This window comes from Streptomyces sp. NBC_00523 (assembly GCF_036346615.1).
Taxonomy (GTDB): Bacteria; Actinomycetota; Actinomycetes; order Streptomycetales; family Streptomycetaceae; genus Streptomyces.
In genome coordinates, this window is the sequence record NZ_CP107836.1 from 507,807 (window position 1) to 523,401 (window position 15,595).

Sequence of the window (15,595 nt, forward strand, 5' to 3'; positions counted from 1 at the left end):
TGTGTTGGTGAGGTTCGGGGGTACCGCTGTGGAACGGTGAGCCTGACTTGGGCGCGCACCACACGAGCGGAGAGGGTTGCACTCATGGGACACGGCGGGAACGTGATCGCGGAGCTCACCACGGACCACCGCGAGGTCGACGAACTGTTCGCGCAGATCGAGGCTCAGCCGGTCGGCGACGAGCAGCGCAGGAAGCTCGCCGACGAGCTGACGATCGAGCTGGTCCGGCATTCCGTGGCGGAGGAGATGCACCTCTACCCGGTGGTCCGGCGGTTCGTGGACGACGGCGACGACATGGCCGACGAGGAGCTGGAGGACCACGCCAGGGTGGAGCAGCACCTCAAGGAGCTGGAGGGGCTGCCGGCGGACGACCCGCAGTTCGACCACCTGGTGGCGCAGCTCAAGCTCGAAGTGACCAAGCATGTGCGCGACGAGGAGAACCGGCTCTTCCCGCTCCTGGCGGCGGCCGTCTCCCCGGAGACCCTGGACCAGCTGGGCGAGAAGGTGCGCGCGGCGAAGAAGACCGCGCCGACGCGTCCGCACCCGTCCATGCCCGACACCCCGCCCGGCAACAAGATCCTGGGCCCCGGCGCCGGTCTGGTCGACCGGGCCCGCGACCTGCTGAGCGGTCGCGGCAAGGGCTGAAGCCCCCGGCGCCCCCCGCTCCCGGCGCCCCCCGCTCCCGGCGCCCTCGGCTCCCCGACGCCTCCCCGGGTCTCAGCAGGCGTGGGCCGGGCCGAGGCGCAGTCGGTCGAGCAGGTCCGCGTGGTGGAGGCGGGCTATCGGCTCCAGCAGGTCGGGGTGGCGCAGCAGTGCGGTGGCGGCCAGGTCGTGCGCGCTGGGCGCGGTCAGGCGGCGGAACTCGGCGGGTCCTGTCACCCCGTGCTCGGTCTCTTCGAGCGCCTTCACCGCCTCCTGCGCCGCGTCGGGCGCGGTGAGCAGATGCGCGGCCCAGCTGGCGACGACCTCGTCCACCCAGCTGCGCCAGGCCACGTCCGCCGGACCGGCCGCCGCCCGGCCGTGGCCACCGGTGACCTCGTCCAGGCGGGCGGATCCGCCGGGGCCGGTCAGGACCACGAGGGCGGCGTCCAGGTCGGTCGGGTAGCGGAGCCAGGTGGCGACCGTGACGGCCTGGCGGGCCTGCGCCTCGGCCAGGGCGGCGATGAGCGGGCCCCCGCCGGCAGGGAACGCGCGCGTCAGCCACTGGGTGGTGGCGGCGATGAGCGGGGCAAGGTCTGCGGGCATCGGGGCGTCCCCTCGGGTGCTGGATCGCCGTGCAGCGTACTGCGCCCCTCCCCGGCCCCCGTATGACGCAGAGCACCTTCCGGCCGTGGTGTGCGTCATGACCGGCGACACCCCAGGTCCTGAACGATTGGGAGAGCACACGATGAACCACCCCCGCCCTCTTCCGGGGCTGGACGAGTCCTTCTGGATGGACAGCACCGACGCGCCCGAGCACCCGCGGCTGGCGTCGGACACCGATGCGGACGTCGTGGTGATCGGCGGCGGCATCGCGGGCCTGAGCACGGCGTGGGAGCTCAGCCGGGCGGGCCGGAACGTCGTGGTCCTGGAGGCGGACCGCATCGCCTCCGGGGTGACCGGTTACACGACGGCCAAGGTCTCGGCCCTCCAGTCGCTGGTGTACGACCGGCTGCGGCGGACCCGGGGCGTGGACGCGACCCTGCTGTTCGCGGCGTCGCAGCTGGACGCGGTGGACCGGGTGGCCGGCATCGTGGAGGAGCTGGGGATCGCGTGCGACCTGGAGCGGGTGAGCGCGTACAGCTACGCGGCCGGGGCGGAGTCCCGGCACCTGGTCGAGGCGGAGGCGCGGGCCGCCGCCGACGCGGGGCTCGATGTCGCGTACGTCTCCGAAACGGAACTGCCGTTCGCGATCGGCGGGGCGGTCCGGGCGGACGGCCAGGCCCAGTTCCACCCCCGCAAGTACCTGCTGGCGCTGGCCCGGGATCTGATCGCGCAGGGGGGCCGGGTCTTCGAGCGCAGCCGGGTGACCGGGCTGTCCGAGGGGACGCCGTGCCGGGTGACCGCCGAGTCGGGGCGGAGTGTGACGGCCCGGGACGTGGTCGTCGCCACGCATTACCCGGTCTTCGACCGCGCGATGCTGTTCGCCCGGCTCTCACCCCGGCGGGAGCTGGTCGTCGCCGCGCCCATCCCGGCGGACCTGGCGCCGAAGGGCATGTACATCACGGAGGACGAGGGGAGGCGCTCGGTGCGCTCCACCCCGCTCGACGACGGCCGGCGCCTGCTGATCGTGACCGGGGAGAGCTTCACCCCGGGCACCGGGGACCCCGGCGAGCGGTTCCGGCGGCTGGACGCGTGGATGCACGAGCGGTTCCCGGCGGCGGGCCCGACCGCGTACCGGTGGGCGGCGCAGGACAACGATCCCAGCGATACGGTCCCGCTGATCGGGCCGTTCCACATCGGGGCCCGGCACACCTATGTGGCGACCGGGTTCGGCGGCTGGGGGATGACCGGCGGGGTGCTCGCCGGGCGGCTGCTGACCTCGCTCATCGCGGACGGCGTCCCGCCGCTGCCGTGGGCCGAGTTGTACGACCCGAGGCGGCTGGGGAGCGCCGTACGGGAGGCGGGGTCGCTGCTGGGTGCGCAGGCGGAGGTGGCGAAGCACTTCGTCGGCGACCGGCTGCGCGTCAGCCACCTGGACTCGGTGAGCCAGGTGGTGCCGGGCACGGGGGCGGTGGTCCGGGTGAACGGCCGGCGCTGCGCCGTGTACCGGGAGCCGGACGGCACGGTGCGGGCGGTGTCCGCGCGGTGCACGCATCTGGGATGCCTGGTGGCGTTCAACGAGGCGGAGACGGCGTGGGAGTGCCCCTGCCACGGTTCGCGCTTCGGGGTCGACGGCTCGGTGCTCCAGGGTCCGGCGGTCCGGCAGCTGGAGGCGCTGGACCTGGACGACGACCAGGCGTAGCGCTAACGCCGCGCCATATAGAGGCTGAACGCCTTGTGCAGGACCTTGTTGAGCGGGTAGTCCCACTCGCCGACGTACTCGGCGGCCTGGCCCCCGGTGCCGACCTTGAAGCGGAGCAGCCCGAGCAGGTGGTTGGACTCGTCCAGGGTGTCGGTGGTGCCCCGGAAGTCGTAGACGTGCGCGCCCATGGCGTGGGCGTCGCGGATCATCTGCCACTGGATGGCGTTGTTGGGCTGGACCTCGCGCCTGCGGCTGGTGGACGCACCGTACGAGTACCAGACGTGCCCGCCGACGGTGAGCATGGTGGCGGCGGCCAGCACCTCGCCGTCGTGCGCGGCGAGGTAGAGCCGCATCCGGTCGGGGTGCTCGGCGGTGAGCGCCTTCCACATGCGCTGGAAGTACGCCAGGGGGCGGGGGATGAACCGGTCGCGTTCGGCGGTCTCGGTGTAGAGCGCGTAGAAGGTGTCGAGGTCGGCGTAGTCGCCCTGGACGACCTTGACGCCGGCCTTCTCGGCCTTCTTGACGTTGCGCCGCCACAGCTGGTTGAAGCCGGCCAGGAGGTCGTCGGGCGAGCGGCCGGCCAGGGGCAGCTGGAAGACGTGACGCGGCTGGCCGGCGGCGAATCCGTCCTCGCCGTCGCCCCCGGAGCGCTGCCAGCCCATGGCTCGCAGACGGTCCGTCAGCGTGAGGGCGCGGGGGTCCTGTTCGGTGGGCGCGACCTCGCCGAGGCGGTGGGCGCCGGGGTCGGCGATGGCCTCCTTGACGGTGGCCGCGTCCCAGCGGCGGGCGACGACGGGCGGGCCCATCTTCACGGTGAACGCGCCCTGCCCCTTGAGGTGGTCCAGGAGCGGGTTCAACCACCGGTCGAGGTCGTCGTCGTACCAGTCGATGACGGGGCCCTCGGGGAGGTAGGCGAGGTGGCGCTTGACCTTCGGCAGCGGCCGGTACAGGACCAGGGCGGTGCCGGTGATCCTGCCCGCGCCGTCGAACCAGCCCAGGCTCTCCGCCCGCCAGTCGGGCTTCACCTCGCCCCAGGAGGGGACCTGCATGTGGCTCGCGGACGGCAGAGTGCCGATGTACGCCAGGTGCTCGTCCCGGCTGATCGTCCTCAGGCGGAGGTCCATCGGTCTGCTCCTCGTCCACGGGTCGTGATCCTTCGGCAGCCTACTGGCGGTCGCCGCACCCCACGACGCGAGCGGGCGTTCGAGCGAGACCTCGGCCCCCGGGCAGCAGCGACGCCGGAATGAGCCCGAGCGCGGCGAGCGCCGCCACCGCGGGCAGTGCCTGGCCCAGCGCGAGATCCGCTACGGGGAGGAGCCGGTGCTCCGGGCCGGTGACGGCCGACGGGGTGAGCGGCATCAGTCCGGCGGCCACGGCGATCCCGAGGGCGGGGCCGACGTTCATGGCGGTCTGTTTGAGGCCGCCGACCACTCCGGCGTACCCGGGCGGGGCGTCCCCGACGACGGTCCCGGTGGCGGTGACCATGACGGCGGTGAAGCCCGCGCCCAGCACCGCGAGGACGAGGCCCGTCAGCTGCCAGGGGGTCGCCGGGGTCAGCCGGGAAAGGCCGAGGACGGCGAGGGCGACGCACAGCTGGCCGGTGATCGCGGTGCGGCGCGGCCCGAACCGGCCGAGCGCGGCCGAGGCCGCGGGCGCTCCGGCGATCATGAGCAGGGTCAGCGGCAGGCAGCGCAGCCCGGTGGTGAGCGGATCGAGGCCGAGCCCCTGCTGCAGGAAGAACGTGACGACGAACAGCGCGCCGAACAGGCCGCCGGAGGTGGTGAGGAGCAGCGCCATGGACGCCATCACGGGCACCGAGCGCGTCACCGCCGACGGCACGACCGGCTGGGCGCTGCGGCGTTCGTACGCGACGAGCCCCGCCCCGAGGAGCACGCTCAGCAGCAGCCCGAGTCCCGTCCGGGTGCCGGTCCATCCCTCGTCGGGTATCCCGGCCAGGGTGTGGACGAGGGCGGCGAGCGCGGCGGCGAGGAGGACCCCGGCGGTGAGGTCGAACCGCCGGTGCGCGACGGGCGGCACGGCCGGGGTCCGCACGGCGAGGGTGAGCGCGGCGATGGCCAGGGCGGCCGGGATGTTGATCAGGAAGACGGCCCGCCAGCCCCAGTGCGTGACGAGGACTCCGCCGAGCACCGGACCGGCCGCCGCGGCCACCCCGATGGCGCTGGTCCGGAGGGCGACGGCGCGGCCGAGCCGGTCGGCGGGGTAGGCGAGCCTGAGCAGGGCGAGCGTCGCCGGTTGCAGGAGCGCGCCGGACACTCCTTGTGCGGCGCGCAGGGCGATCACGGGGCCGATGCCCTCGGCGAGGGCGATACCGGCAGACGCGGCGCCGAAGCCGAGGACCCCAATGCAGAGCAGCCGCCGGTGCCCGTAGCGGTCCCCGAGCCGCCCGGCGATGACGAGGAGCGCGGCGACCGCGAGGAGGTAGGCGGTGCTCGTCCACTGGACCTCGGTGACGGTCGCCCCGAGGTCGCCGCGCAGGTCCGGCTGGGCTACGAGCAGCACGGTGCCGTCCAGGGCGACGAGCATCGCGCCCGCCACCGAGGCGAGGAGCGCGGCGCGGGACCGTACGGCGGTGGGGGTCACGCGTCCACCCGGCCGAGGTGGGCGTCGAGCACCGCGGTGAGGAGCGGGTCGGGTCCCTCGCCCGCGCCGGGAAAGGCCAGTTGGAGGCTGCCGCTCGCCCGGAGCACGGCGATGCCGTGCAGGTTGGTCCACAGGGCGGCCGCGGTCAGGGCGGGGGGCGGGGCGGAGTCGTACGAGGGTCCGCTGCCGGTCTCCGTGCGGTGGGCGCGGTCCTGGGTGACGAGTTCGACGAGCCGCGCGAACAGCGGAAGGGTCGACTCGCGCAGACGCGGCCCGCCGGGCGTCTCCGCGTCCGTGTCACTCGCATGGGCCTCGCTGTCGAGCAGGTCGTGGCGGAACATCAGCTCGAACATGCCGCCGCACTCCCCCGCGTAGTCCAGGAAGGCTCCGGCGAGGCCCCGCAGCTGCTCTCGCGGTGTCCCGGCCCCTTCGGCCGCCGCCGCGAACCGGGCGGCGAGCTCGGTGAAGCCGCGCCGGGCGATGGCCGAGAGCAGGGCGTGGTGGGTGGGGAAATAGCGGCGCGGGGCGCCATGGGAGACCCCGGCGCGGCGGGCGATCTCGCGCAGGCCGAGCGACGCGGACCCCTCGGTCATGACGAGGTCGACACCAGCGTCGATCAGGCGTTCCCGCAGGGAGTTCGCTTCGTTTACTTGTCCATAGACACTGTCTACCAGGCCTTCGTAGACAGTGTCTACACCCCGCGCGCCGCGCCACCGCGAGGCACGCGCCCCAATGCCCTCGCCCAAGATGCGGGGGCGGCGGGAGTGAGCAGACTGGGTGCCATGGCAGATCAGCGGCGCTCCCAGGCCGGAACCACGAAAACGGCGACCACGCGGCGTACCCCGTCCGCGCGGGGCCCCGAGCACGCGGCCCGCGCTGCCATCCAGAGCCTGGAGGGTCTGATCGACCACCGCGCGGAAGGCGTGTCCGCCGTGCGGCGCGCCGACGACGGCTGGTGCGTAGTCGTGGACGTTCTCGAAGTGCCCCGGATTCCGGACACCACGAGCCTCCTGGCCTCCTACGAGGTGCAGCTCGACCGGTCCGGCGAGCTCCTGGAGTACCGCAGGGTCCGCCGGTACCGCCGGGGCGCCGCCGACGAGTGAGCGGCGTCCACTCCCCTGCCGGAAGGACATTCCATGACCGCGACCACCTACTCCGACGAAGTCGTCGCCTGCCCGCCTCGCGCCGGCACCTTGTACGACGTCCTGGAGCTGATCCTCGACCGGGGCATGGTGATCGATGTCTTCATCAGGGTCTCCCTGGTCGGCATCGAGATCCTGAAGATAGACGCGCGCATCGTCGTCGCGAGCGTGGATACGTATCTGCGGTTCGCCGAGGCGTGCAACCGGCTGGACCTCGAACGGGACTCCGGCAGCACCACCGTTCCGGAGCTGATCGGCGGCGGCGCCGCCAAGTCCATCGGCAAGCGGAAGGTACGCAGGGCCGCCGAGTCGGTGGGCGACACCGTACGCAAGGCGGTGGGCGGGGACGACGAGGAGGAGCCGGAGGAGCGGCCGAGGAAGCGGCGCGCTCCGGCGCGCGACAGCGAGAGCCGGCGCCGCCGTGTGGAGGCGTGAGCGGTGACGGCAGACGGTGTGTACGTATACGCGATCACCCCGGCCGGGACCGCGCTCCCGGCCGGGCAGGGCGGTGTGGGCAGCCCGCCCGCACGGCTGCGGACCGTCCGGCGGGGCCGGCTCGCCGCGGTCGTCAGCGACGCTCCCCCGGACCTCCGGGCGCGCCGCCGCGATCTGCTGGCCCACCAGGATCTGCTGCTGCGCCTGATGGACGAGGGGCCCGTGCTGCCCATGCGGTTCGGCATGGTGGCCGCGGGCCAGGACACCGTGGAGCAGCAGCTGGCCGCCGGTGAGGACGGCCATCTGGCGGCCCTGAAGCGGATCGCCGGCTGCCACGAGATCAACGTCAAGGCCCTCGCCGCCGAGGACGCGCTCGCCGATGTGATCGCCGAGGACGGCACCGTACGCAAGCTGCGCGAGGCCGCGCGCCGGCGGCCGGGCTACGAGGCCAGTCTGCGGCTGGGCGAGGCGGTGGCCGCCTCCCTCGCGCGGAGGGCCGCCGAGGCGGGGCGGCGGGTGCTGCGGGAGCTGACGCCCAGGGCCCGGGCGGTGGCGGCGGGCCCCGAGGTCCAGGGGTGCGCGCTCAATGTGTCGTTCCTGGTGGAACGCGAGGCCGGTGACGCGTTCCTGGCCGAGGCGCGCCGGTTCGCGGGCGAGCACCGCGGCCATGTGGAGCTCCGCCTCGCCGGGCCGCTGCCGTGCTACAGCTTCGTCTCCGCCGAGGCCCGGCCGGTCCCCGTGGGCGGTGGCTGAGATGGGCCTCATCACCGGACTGCTGACGCTGCCTGTCGCCCCCGTGCGGGGGGTGGTGTGGGTCGCGGAGAAGCTGAACGACGCCGCCGAGCGGGAACTGCACGACCCCCGCGTACTGCGCGCGCAACTGGCCTTACTCAACCAGGAGTTGGAGGCCGGAGACATCACGACCGAGGAATTCGAACGGGAAGAGGATCGGCTGCTCGACCGGCTGCACGCCGTTCGGGCGGGCCGTATGCCAAGCGATCGAAGGTGACGTGCTCATGGATGACGAGGCCAAGGTAGCGCTCGCAGCCGCGGTGGTCGGCGGCTACGTGCTGGGCCGGACCAAGAAGGGCCGGATGGCCCTGACCGTCGCGACATACCTGGCGGGCCGGAGGTTCGGGCTCGAACCCCGCCAGCTCGCCGCCGAGGGCATGCGCCGCCTCGGCGGTGTCCCCCAGGTCGCGGAGCTGCAGGAACAGCTGCGCGGCGAGGTGATGGACGCGGGCCGCAAGGCCGTGACGGCTGCGGCGAACCGCAGCATCGCCTCGCTGGCCGATTCGATCGGCGACCGCACCGCCCGGCTGAGCGCGGGCCGGCGCGAGCAGGACGAGGACCAGGACGAGTACGACGACGAACCGTACGAGGACGAGTACGACGACGACGCGTACGAAGAGGAACCGGAGGAGGAAGAGGAACCGTCCGAGGAAGAGCCCTGGGACGAGGGTGAGGACGAGGATTACGAGAACGAGGAGGAGCCTTCCGAGCCGCCCGCCAAGAAGGCGCCGCCGAAGAAGGCACCGCCCAAGAAGGCAGCCGCCAGGAAGGCCCCGGCGAAGAAGCAGGCCGCCAAGAAGTCCGCCCCGGCCAAGAAGGCGGCCCCCGCCAGGAAGAGCGCGGAGAAGAAGCCCGCGGCGAAGAAGGCCGCACCCGCGAAGAAGGCCGCCCGGGCCAAGAAGGCGACGCCGAAGAAGTCGGCTCCCGCGAAGAAGACCGCGGCCAAGAAGACCGCCCCGGCGAAGAAGTCCGCGTCGAAGAAGACGTCGGCGTCCAAGTCGGCGTCCAAGCGGACCGCTTCCAAGCGCACCGACCGTCGGAGGTAGCGAGTCATGGCCAGGACAGATCAGGACGAGTCCGGGACGCAGGAGTCGGGTCTCGACCGGCTCCGCGAGGAGCTGTCGGGCTTCCTCAGCGCGAAGGTGGAGGATCTCGCGGACAAGGCGAGCGGCAAGCTGACGGATGTCGCACAGCAGCTCACCGACTCCGCGGGGGACGGCGGCTCCCTTCCCGCCGTGGCAGGCCGGGTCCTCCAGGGCGAATCACCGCTGAAGTCGTTCGTCTCGGAGAAGGCCAAGGGTGTGAAGGACAACGTCACGGAGAAGGCCAAGGAGGCGTTCGGCGGTGGCAAGGGCAAGAGCAAGTCGAGTGGGGGCGGTAAGTCGATGAACATCGTGGAAGTCCTCGACGTCGGCGTGCCTCTGCGTACCGCGTACGACTACTGGACCCAGTACGACAAGTTCAGCAGCTTCGCGAAGGGCGTCCAGGACGTCTCGACGGAGGACGAGGCCACGAGCGACTGGAAGGTCAAGATCGGCCCGTCCTCGCGCAGCTTCAAGGCGACCGTCCAGGAGCAGATCCCCGACGAGCGCATCGTCTGGACCTCGGAGGGCTCCAAGGGCACGACGCGCGGCGCCGTCAGCTTCCATGAGCTCACACCGAACCTGACCCGCATCGTGCTGGTGGTCGAGTACTACCCTTCCGGCTTCTTCGAGAAGACGGGCAACCTCTGGCGGGCCCAGGGCCGCCGCATCCGCCTGGACTTCAAGCACTTCCAGCGGTACGTCACCCTTACCGACGAGGAGCCCGACGGCTGGCGCGGCGAGATCCGCGACGGCGAGGTCGTCGTCTCCCACGAGGACGCCGTGGCCGAGGAGGAGGAGTCCGAGGACGACGAGGAACAGCCGGAGGACGAGGACTACGAGGACGAGGGCGAAGACGAGGAGGGCGACGACGAGGAGGGCGACGAGGACGAGGGCGACGAGGACGAGTGGGAGGACGACGAGGAACCGGAAGAGGAAGAGGAAGAGGAAGAGGAAGAGGAACCGGAGGAGGAAGAAGAAGACGAGGAGGAGGAGCCCGCCCCGAGCAGGCGGCGCGCGCGGAGGTCCCGTCGTGACTGATCTCGACTTCCGGCAGGACGCCGCCTACGCGCCCGCCGGCCCGCACACCACCAACCTCGCCGACATCCTCGAACGTGTCCTGGACAAGGGCATCGTCATCGCCGGTGACATCAAGATCGATCTGCTGGACATCGAGCTGCTCACCATCCGGCTGCGGCTGTTCGTCGCCTCCGTCGACACGGCGAAGAAGGCCGGGATCGACTGGTGGGAGACCGACCCCGCGCTCAGCTCGCACGCGGCGCGCAACGCGCTCCAGGACGAGAACCGGGAGCTGCGGGCCCGCCTCGACGCCCTTGAGTCACAGGCGTCCGCGTCATGACCGAGGACACCCGCTCGTCCGCGGATGCCCCTGCCGTGTACGTCTACGCCGTTTGCCGCACCGAGGAGCAGCCGGTCCTCGGCGGCCCGACGGGCGTCACATCCGAGAGCCCGCTGCGCGCCCTGGCCCTCGGCCCGGCGCTCACCGCCGTCGTCCAGACCGTACGGGCCGCCGACTTCACCGACGACGCGTGGCAGGCCAGGCTCGCCGACGAGCCCGAACTCGAACGGTACGCACGGGCCCATCACGAGGTCGTGTGTGCGACAGCCGCCCGGTACCCGACGGTGCCCCTTCCCCTGGCCACGCTCTACCACGACGAGGAGCGGGCCCGGGCAGGGCTGACCAAGGAGGCGCGGCGCTTCCACGCCGCGCTGGACCGTACGGCGCACCACGCCGAGTGGGGCGTGAAGGTGTACGTGGCCGACGCACCGGCCCGAAAGGCGCCCGAGGCCGCCCCGCAGCGGCCCGCGCCCGGGGCCGGCCGGGCCTATCTGGACCGGAAGCGGAGCCTGCGGGACCGGCGCGAACGGGACCGGACGGACGGGCTGCGGATCGCCGAGGTGATCGACGCGGACGTCAGCGGGCTGGCCGCCGCCTCGCGCAGGCTGCCCCCGCACGGCTCCCGGGTGCCGGACGAGCGGCGCACCCAGGTGCTCAACGCCACGTATCTGGTGGCAGAGGACCGGGCGGCGGAGCTGTCGCGGCTGGCGCAGAGCCTCCGCGAGCGGACCGGGGCGCAGGTCGAGCTGTCGGGGCCCTGGGTCCCGTACTCCTTCGTCGGTGAGGTGTAGAGGTGGAGCGCTCCGTCGTGCCGTGGGACGAGCCGGAACCGCTGAGCGGGCCGATCGGGGTGCCTCTGGTCGATCTGCTGGACCGGGTGCTGGCGACCGGGGTGGTCATCAGCGGGGACCTGGTCATCGCGATCGCCGATGTGCCTCTCGTACGTCTGTCGCTGCACGCGCTGCTGTCGTCGGTCAGCGAGCGGGTGCCGGCGCCCTGGGCCGACGGGGGGCCGCTGTGACGGACGCGCGGGTCGATCTGGACTCCGGGAAGGTGGGCCAGGACCTCGTGACGCTGGTGCTCACCGTCGTGGAGCTGCTGCGCCAGCTGATGGAGCGCCAGGCGATCCGGCGCATCGACGAGGGTGACCTCACCGAGGAGCAGACCGAGGAGATCGGCACGACGCTGATGCTCCTGGAGCAGCGGATGACGGAACTGTGCGAGCAGCACGGGGTGCGGCCCGAGGACCTGAATCTGGACCTCGGGCCGCTGGGCACGCTGCTGCCGCGCGACTGAGCCGCCGCGGCTCCCCCGGGGTGCGGCGATCACCCGAATGGCGGGAGCGCTGGAGCCGGAGGAGAGTGGGATGAGGGGCCGAACGGCTTCCGCCGGGCAGCCCCTCATCCACTCCAGCTCTCCGTGTGAGGAACTCATGGCGACCAACGAAAGCGGCGGCACCACCCTGGACGGCGGTGCGGCGGGCGGCACGCGAGGGACGACGACCATCGCGGACAACGTGGTGTCGACCATCGCCGGTATCGCGGTACGGGAGACCGACGGGGTCCATTCCGTCGGCAAGGGCCCTTCGCGGGCGCTCGGAGCCGTCAAGGACAAGGTTTCCCGCTCCACTGACCCGGGGCGGGGCGTCAAGGTGGAGGTCGGCGAGAAGCAGACCGCCATCGACGTCGACATCGTCGTGGAGTACGGCGCCCCCATCCTGGACACCGCGCGCAGCCTCCGTACGAACGTCACGGACGCGGTCGAGACGATGACCGGTCTCGACGTGGTCGAGATCAACATCAACGTCACCGACGTCCATGTGCCGGGTTCGGACGACGACGAGGACGAGGACGAGTCGTCCTCGCGCAGCTCACGCGTCCAGTGACGAAGCCCCCGTGAACCGGGTGGACAGGTCTTAGTCCTCGGTGAGGATGCCTTCGCGGAGCTTGCCCAGTATGCGGGCGATCAGCCGTGAGACGTGCATCTGCGAGAGACCGAGCTGTTCACCTATCTGGGACTGTGTCATCTCCTGGCCGAAGCGCATCTGGACGATGGCGCGTTCCCGTTCGTCCAGTGTCTCCAGCAGGGGCGCCAGGGCGTGCAGGTTCTCGACCAGCTCGATCCCCGGGTCGCACTCGCCGGTGATGTCCGCGTGGGTGCGGCTCACCCCACTGGGGCTGTCGGACTCCGCCCCGTCGAGGGGGACGTCCAGCGAGTGCGCGGTGTAGCCGTTGGAGGCGACCAGGCCCTCGATGACCTCTTCCTCGCTGATGCCGAGCCGTTCCGCCAGTTCGGCGACGGTGGCTTCCCGGCCGAGCGAGGTGGCCAGCTCCTCCTTGGCCTTGGCGAGGGTGACCCGGAGTTCCTGGAGCCGGCGGGGGACGTGGACGGACCAGGTGGTGTCCCGGAAGAAGCGCTTGATCTCACCGACGATGTAGGGAATGGCGAATGAGGTGAATTCGACTTCCCTGCTGAGTTCGAAGCGGTCGATGGCCTTGATCAGGCCGATGGTGCCCACCTGGATGATGTCCTCCATCTGGCCGTTGCCGCGGTTGCGGTAGCGGGCCGCGGCGAAGTGCACCAGGGTGAGATTCATCTCGATGAGCGTATTGCGGGCGTACTGGTACTCCGGCGTGCCTTCTTCGAGGGTCTGCAACCGGTCGAAGAACAGCTTGCTGAGTGCCCGGGCGTCCTTGGGCGCGACCTTCAGCGGATCGGCGATCTCCGGGAGTTCGGCCGGCGCACCTGTCGTGGTCCCCGGCACCTGGGCAGATACGGATGTCGGCATGGCGATCATTCCCTTCCGTCGGACAGCGACTGCTTACGCATGCGCGAAGCTGCGACTACCCGGAGCCATGCGTTCCACACACGCGTGCGACAAAAGCCTTAGGGGTTTCGTCATCTGACGTGGTGACGGTGGCGCGGCCCGCGGAAGGAAGGGTCAGCGCGGAGGGTAGGGCGATTCGGCGAGAACCCGGGCGAGGTGTGCGGCGTTGAGGGCCATCTGGTGGGTGGTGGACCTGACGATGTCGGGCGTCTCCTCCAGGTCCTGGTAGTCGGTACCGTGCATGGCCTCTCCGACCCAGTAGCTCACCGCCCCGGGCGCGAGGGTGAAGCCCAGGTCGTTGAGGCCCTGGAAGACGTCGGCGCTCACCTTGTGGGCGCCGTCCTCGTTGCCGACGACGGCCACCATGCCCACCTTGCCGTAGGGCAACTGCCTTCCCTCGTCGTCGGTTTCGGAGATGTCGGCGTTCAGCCGTTCCAGTACGCGCTGGCAGTGGCTCGCCGGATGCCCCAGCCAGATCGGGGTGGCCAGCAGCAGGATGTCCGCCGCCATCACCTTCTCGCGCAGGCCGGGCCACTCGTCCCCGTCGCCCATGTCCTGAGCGATCCCGGGCCGTACGTCGTGGTCGGCGATCCGCACCGTCTCCCCCTTCACCCCCAGACCGGCGAGCTCGGCCATGATCTGGTCGGCGAGCAGCTGACTGCTCGACGGCTTGGGCGACGGGGAGAGGGTGCAGACGAGCGCAAGTGCTCGGGTCATCGGAAGATCTCCTCACGGTGTGCGGTCGCTCGGCCCGGGGAGTTCGGGCGCCCTTCCCACTATGGGAGGTCCACGCGGGGCGCGCCCGGCACCACCGGGTCCGAAATCTTCTTCCCGCTCTTCCCCGAGAAAGTCAGTTGTTTTTCAGGAATACAGGCAGAGGGCCGGGGCATCTGATGTTTCGGAGGTTGATACCCATGGTTCCCGTGATTCTGGTTCTCCTGCTTGCACTCATTCTCTTCGGGGCGGGTTTCGCCCTGAAGGCCCTGTGGTGGATAGCCATCGCCGTACTCGTGGTGTGGCTGCTCGGGTTCGTCGTCCGGCCTGCGGGCGGCGGCGGGAAGCGAGGCCGCTGGTACCGCTGGTAGATCTGACCGGGCGATACGTCGCAGCGGCACATAAAGTGAGGACGGCCGGGAATTTCCCGGCCGTCCTCACTTTTTCGTATGGCTTTCGGTGCGCACACATCTGCCGGACGGGTGACATCTCCATGACACACTCCGCCACCAGTGACGGCGAGCGGCTGCTGCACGGGTTCCTGGCGGAGGTGCACGCCACCGCCCCGACCGATCTGCCGGCTCTGGTCAACCGGTACGCCGGTCTGCTGGGGCTGCGCCGGGTGGAGATCTACATCGTCGACCTCCAGCAGCATCGGCTCACCCCGCTCTCGGGCGAGGCGCAGCTCGACGTGGACGCGTCCCTGGCCGGTTCGGCCTTCCGCTCGCTGGCCCTGCGCGTCGAGACGACGGACACCGAGACGCTGATCGCCTGGCTGCCGCTGGTGGACGGGGTGGAGCGGCTGGGGGTCATCGGTGTCCAGGCGGACGCGCTGGACAGAACACTGCTCGAACGGTGCGCGAGTCTGGCGTCCGTCGTGGCGATGGCGATCACGTCGAAGCGCGCGTTCAGCGACCGGTTCGTGCAGCGGGCGCGTACGGAGACGATGACGCTGCCCGCCGAGATGGTGCGGACCCTGCTGCCGCCGCGCGCGGTCGGTGAGGACCGGGCGCTGTCCACGGCAGTGCTGGAACCGGCGTACGAACTGGGCGGCGACGCCTTCGACCACTCGCTGACGGAGTCGACGCTGCACGCGGTCATCCTCGACGCGATGGGCCACAACCTGGCATCCGGGCTGACCAGCGCGATCGCGGTCGCCGGCTGCCGCAGCGCCCGGCGCAAGGGGTCGGGGCTGCGGGAGCTCGTCAGGACGGTCGACGGTGCGCTGGCCGAGTGGCTGCCCGACCAGTTCTGCACCGGGGTCGCCCTGCAACTGGACATGTCCAGCGGCATCCTGAGCTGGATCAACTGCGGTCACCCGCCGCCGCTGCTGATCCGCGAGAACCGCGTCCTGGACAACGCCCTGGACCGCCCGAGCGAACCGCCCCTCGGCACCCCGGGCATGATCTGCGGTGCGGAACGCGTCGTCCACGAGGTGCCCCTGCTGCCCGGCGACCGGATCCTGCTGTACACGGACGGGGTGACCGAGGCCCGCATGGCGGACGGCACCCAGTTCGGCCTGAACCGCTTCACGGCCTCGATCATCCGCGCCACGGCCGCCGGGGAGCCCGCGTCGGAGGCGCTGCGACAGCTCATCCACTCCATCCGGGAGTACCAGCACGACCGGCTCAACGACGACGCCACGATCATGATGCTGGAGTGGCACCCGAACCCCCGGGAGCCGTAGGGCGGCCCGGG

At 71.5% G+C, this 15,595-nt stretch carries 21 protein-coding genes; 15 read left to right on the forward strand and 6 right to left on the reverse strand.

What is annotated here, in order from left to right:
* Window positions 1–84 precede the first annotated feature (84 nt).
* On the forward strand, window positions 85–645 hold the full coding sequence (locus OHS17_RS02395) for a hemerythrin domain-containing protein (protein ID WP_161210982.1): 561 nt from the start codon (window positions 85–87) through the stop codon (window positions 643–645).
* 72 nt (window positions 646–717) lie between these two features.
* Here OHS17_RS02395 and OHS17_RS02400 read toward each other — a convergent pair whose 3' ends face one another.
* Window positions 718–1,245: a hypothetical protein gene (locus tag OHS17_RS02400; protein ID WP_330310828.1), complete on the reverse strand. Its 528-nt coding sequence runs from the start codon at window positions 1,243–1,245 to the stop codon at window positions 718–720.
* A gap of 142 nt (window positions 1,246–1,387) precedes the next feature.
* On the opposite strand from OHS17_RS02400, the gene OHS17_RS02405 reads away from it, so the two are divergent.
* Entirely contained in the window at window positions 1,388–2,944 is a 1,557-nt protein-coding gene (locus OHS17_RS02405) for an FAD-dependent oxidoreductase (protein WP_330310829.1), read from the forward strand.
* A 2-nt stretch (window positions 2,945–2,946) separates the two neighbouring features.
* On the opposite strand, the gene OHS17_RS02410 is transcribed toward OHS17_RS02405, so the two are convergent.
* Genes OHS17_RS02410 through OHS17_RS02420 form a run of 3 tightly spaced genes read right to left on the reverse strand, consistent with a single transcriptional unit; the run spans window position 2,947 to window position 6,177 of the window.
* Window positions 2,947–4,068 carry a lipid II:glycine glycyltransferase FemX gene (locus OHS17_RS02410; protein WP_330310830.1) on the reverse strand — a complete coding sequence of 374 codons (1,122 nt, stop codon included), beginning with the start codon at window positions 4,066–4,068 and terminating at the stop codon, window positions 2,947–2,949.
* 40 nt (window positions 4,069–4,108) lie between these two features.
* Window positions 4,109–5,545: an MFS transporter gene (locus OHS17_RS02415; RefSeq protein ID WP_330310831.1), complete on the reverse strand. Its 1,437-nt coding sequence runs from the start codon at window positions 5,543–5,545 to the stop codon at window positions 4,109–4,111.
* Complete coding sequence (locus tag OHS17_RS02420) at window positions 5,542–6,177, reverse strand: TetR/AcrR family transcriptional regulator (protein WP_330315135.1); 636 nt, start codon at window positions 6,175–6,177, stop codon at window positions 5,542–5,544. The genes OHS17_RS02415 and OHS17_RS02420 overlap by 4 nt, the downstream gene beginning before the upstream one ends.
* 150 nt (window positions 6,178–6,327) lie before the next feature.
* Between OHS17_RS02420 and OHS17_RS02425 the strand changes: the two genes are divergently transcribed.
* The 11 genes from OHS17_RS02425 (at window position 6,328) to OHS17_RS02475 (ending at window position 12,241) form a co-directional block, all read left to right on the forward strand.
* Entirely contained in the window at window positions 6,328–6,648 is a 321-nt protein-coding gene (locus OHS17_RS02425) for a gas vesicle protein GvpO (protein ID WP_330310832.1), read from the forward strand.
* A 33-nt stretch (window positions 6,649–6,681) separates the two neighbouring features.
* A complete protein-coding gene (gene gvpJ / locus OHS17_RS02430) occupies window positions 6,682–7,122 on the forward strand; it encodes a gas vesicle protein GvpJ (protein ID WP_161207823.1) in 441 nt (146 codons plus the stop codon).
* A 3-nt stretch (window positions 7,123–7,125) separates the two neighbouring features.
* Window positions 7,126–7,875, forward strand: coding sequence for a GvpL/GvpF family gas vesicle protein (locus OHS17_RS02435; RefSeq protein ID WP_330310833.1), 750 nt, complete (start codon window positions 7,126–7,128; stop codon window positions 7,873–7,875).
* A gap of 1 nt (window position 7,876) precedes the next feature.
* A complete protein-coding gene (locus tag OHS17_RS02440; RefSeq protein ID WP_330310834.1) occupies window positions 7,877–8,131 on the forward strand; it encodes a gas vesicle protein GvpG in 255 nt (84 codons plus the stop codon).
* A gap of 7 nt (window positions 8,132–8,138) precedes the next feature.
* Window positions 8,139–8,960: a histone protein gene (locus tag OHS17_RS02445; RefSeq protein ID WP_330310835.1), complete on the forward strand. Its 822-nt coding sequence runs from the start codon at window positions 8,139–8,141 to the stop codon at window positions 8,958–8,960.
* Between the two features lie 6 nt (window positions 8,961–8,966).
* Window positions 8,967–10,037 (forward strand): SRPBCC family protein, encoded by a 1,071-nt coding sequence (locus OHS17_RS02450; RefSeq protein ID WP_330310836.1) that lies wholly within the window; start codon window positions 8,967–8,969, stop codon window positions 10,035–10,037.
* The gene (locus OHS17_RS02455) at window positions 10,030–10,356 is read left to right on the forward strand and encodes a gas vesicle protein (RefSeq protein ID WP_330310837.1); all 327 of its coding nucleotides are present in this window, start codon (window positions 10,030–10,032) and stop codon (window positions 10,354–10,356) included. The genes OHS17_RS02450 and OHS17_RS02455 overlap by 8 nt, the downstream gene beginning before the upstream one ends.
* Window positions 10,353–11,147, forward strand: coding sequence for a GvpL/GvpF family gas vesicle protein (locus OHS17_RS02460; RefSeq protein WP_330310838.1), 795 nt, complete (start codon window positions 10,353–10,355; stop codon window positions 11,145–11,147). The genes OHS17_RS02455 and OHS17_RS02460 overlap by 4 nt, the downstream gene beginning before the upstream one ends.
* A gap of 2 nt (window positions 11,148–11,149) precedes the next feature.
* Entirely contained in the window at window positions 11,150–11,377 is a 228-nt protein-coding gene (locus OHS17_RS02465) for a gas vesicle protein (RefSeq protein WP_073865453.1), read from the forward strand.
* Window positions 11,374–11,652 carry a gas vesicle protein K gene (locus tag OHS17_RS02470; RefSeq protein WP_073865454.1) on the forward strand — a complete coding sequence of 93 codons (279 nt, stop codon included), beginning with the start codon at window positions 11,374–11,376 and terminating at the stop codon, window positions 11,650–11,652. Before OHS17_RS02465 ends, OHS17_RS02470 begins: the two co-directional genes overlap by 4 nt.
* Before the next feature lie 136 nt (window positions 11,653–11,788).
* The gene (locus OHS17_RS02475; protein WP_330310839.1) at window positions 11,789–12,241 is read left to right on the forward strand and encodes an Asp23/Gls24 family envelope stress response protein; all 453 of its coding nucleotides are present in this window, start codon (window positions 11,789–11,791) and stop codon (window positions 12,239–12,241) included.
* A 30-nt stretch (window positions 12,242–12,271) separates the two neighbouring features.
* On the opposite strand, the gene OHS17_RS02480 is transcribed toward OHS17_RS02475, so the two are convergent.
* Entirely contained in the window at window positions 12,272–13,153 is an 882-nt protein-coding gene (locus OHS17_RS02480) for an RNA polymerase sigma factor SigF (RefSeq protein WP_330310840.1), read from the reverse strand.
* 144 nt (window positions 13,154–13,297) lie between these two features.
* A complete protein-coding gene (locus OHS17_RS02485) occupies window positions 13,298–13,900 on the reverse strand; it encodes a flavodoxin family protein (RefSeq protein ID WP_330310841.1) in 603 nt (200 codons plus the stop codon).
* A 197-nt stretch (window positions 13,901–14,097) separates the two neighbouring features.
* On the opposite strand from OHS17_RS02485, the gene OHS17_RS02490 reads away from it, so the two are divergent.
* Complete coding sequence (locus tag OHS17_RS02490) at window positions 14,098–14,268, forward strand: hypothetical protein (protein ID WP_026171501.1); 171 nt, start codon at window positions 14,098–14,100, stop codon at window positions 14,266–14,268.
* Window positions 14,269–14,390: 122 nt separating this feature from the next.
* Window positions 14,391–15,584, forward strand: coding sequence for a PP2C family protein-serine/threonine phosphatase (locus tag OHS17_RS02495; RefSeq protein ID WP_330310842.1), 1,194 nt, complete (start codon window positions 14,391–14,393; stop codon window positions 15,582–15,584).
* The last annotated feature ends 11 nt before the right edge of the window (window positions 15,585–15,595 follow it).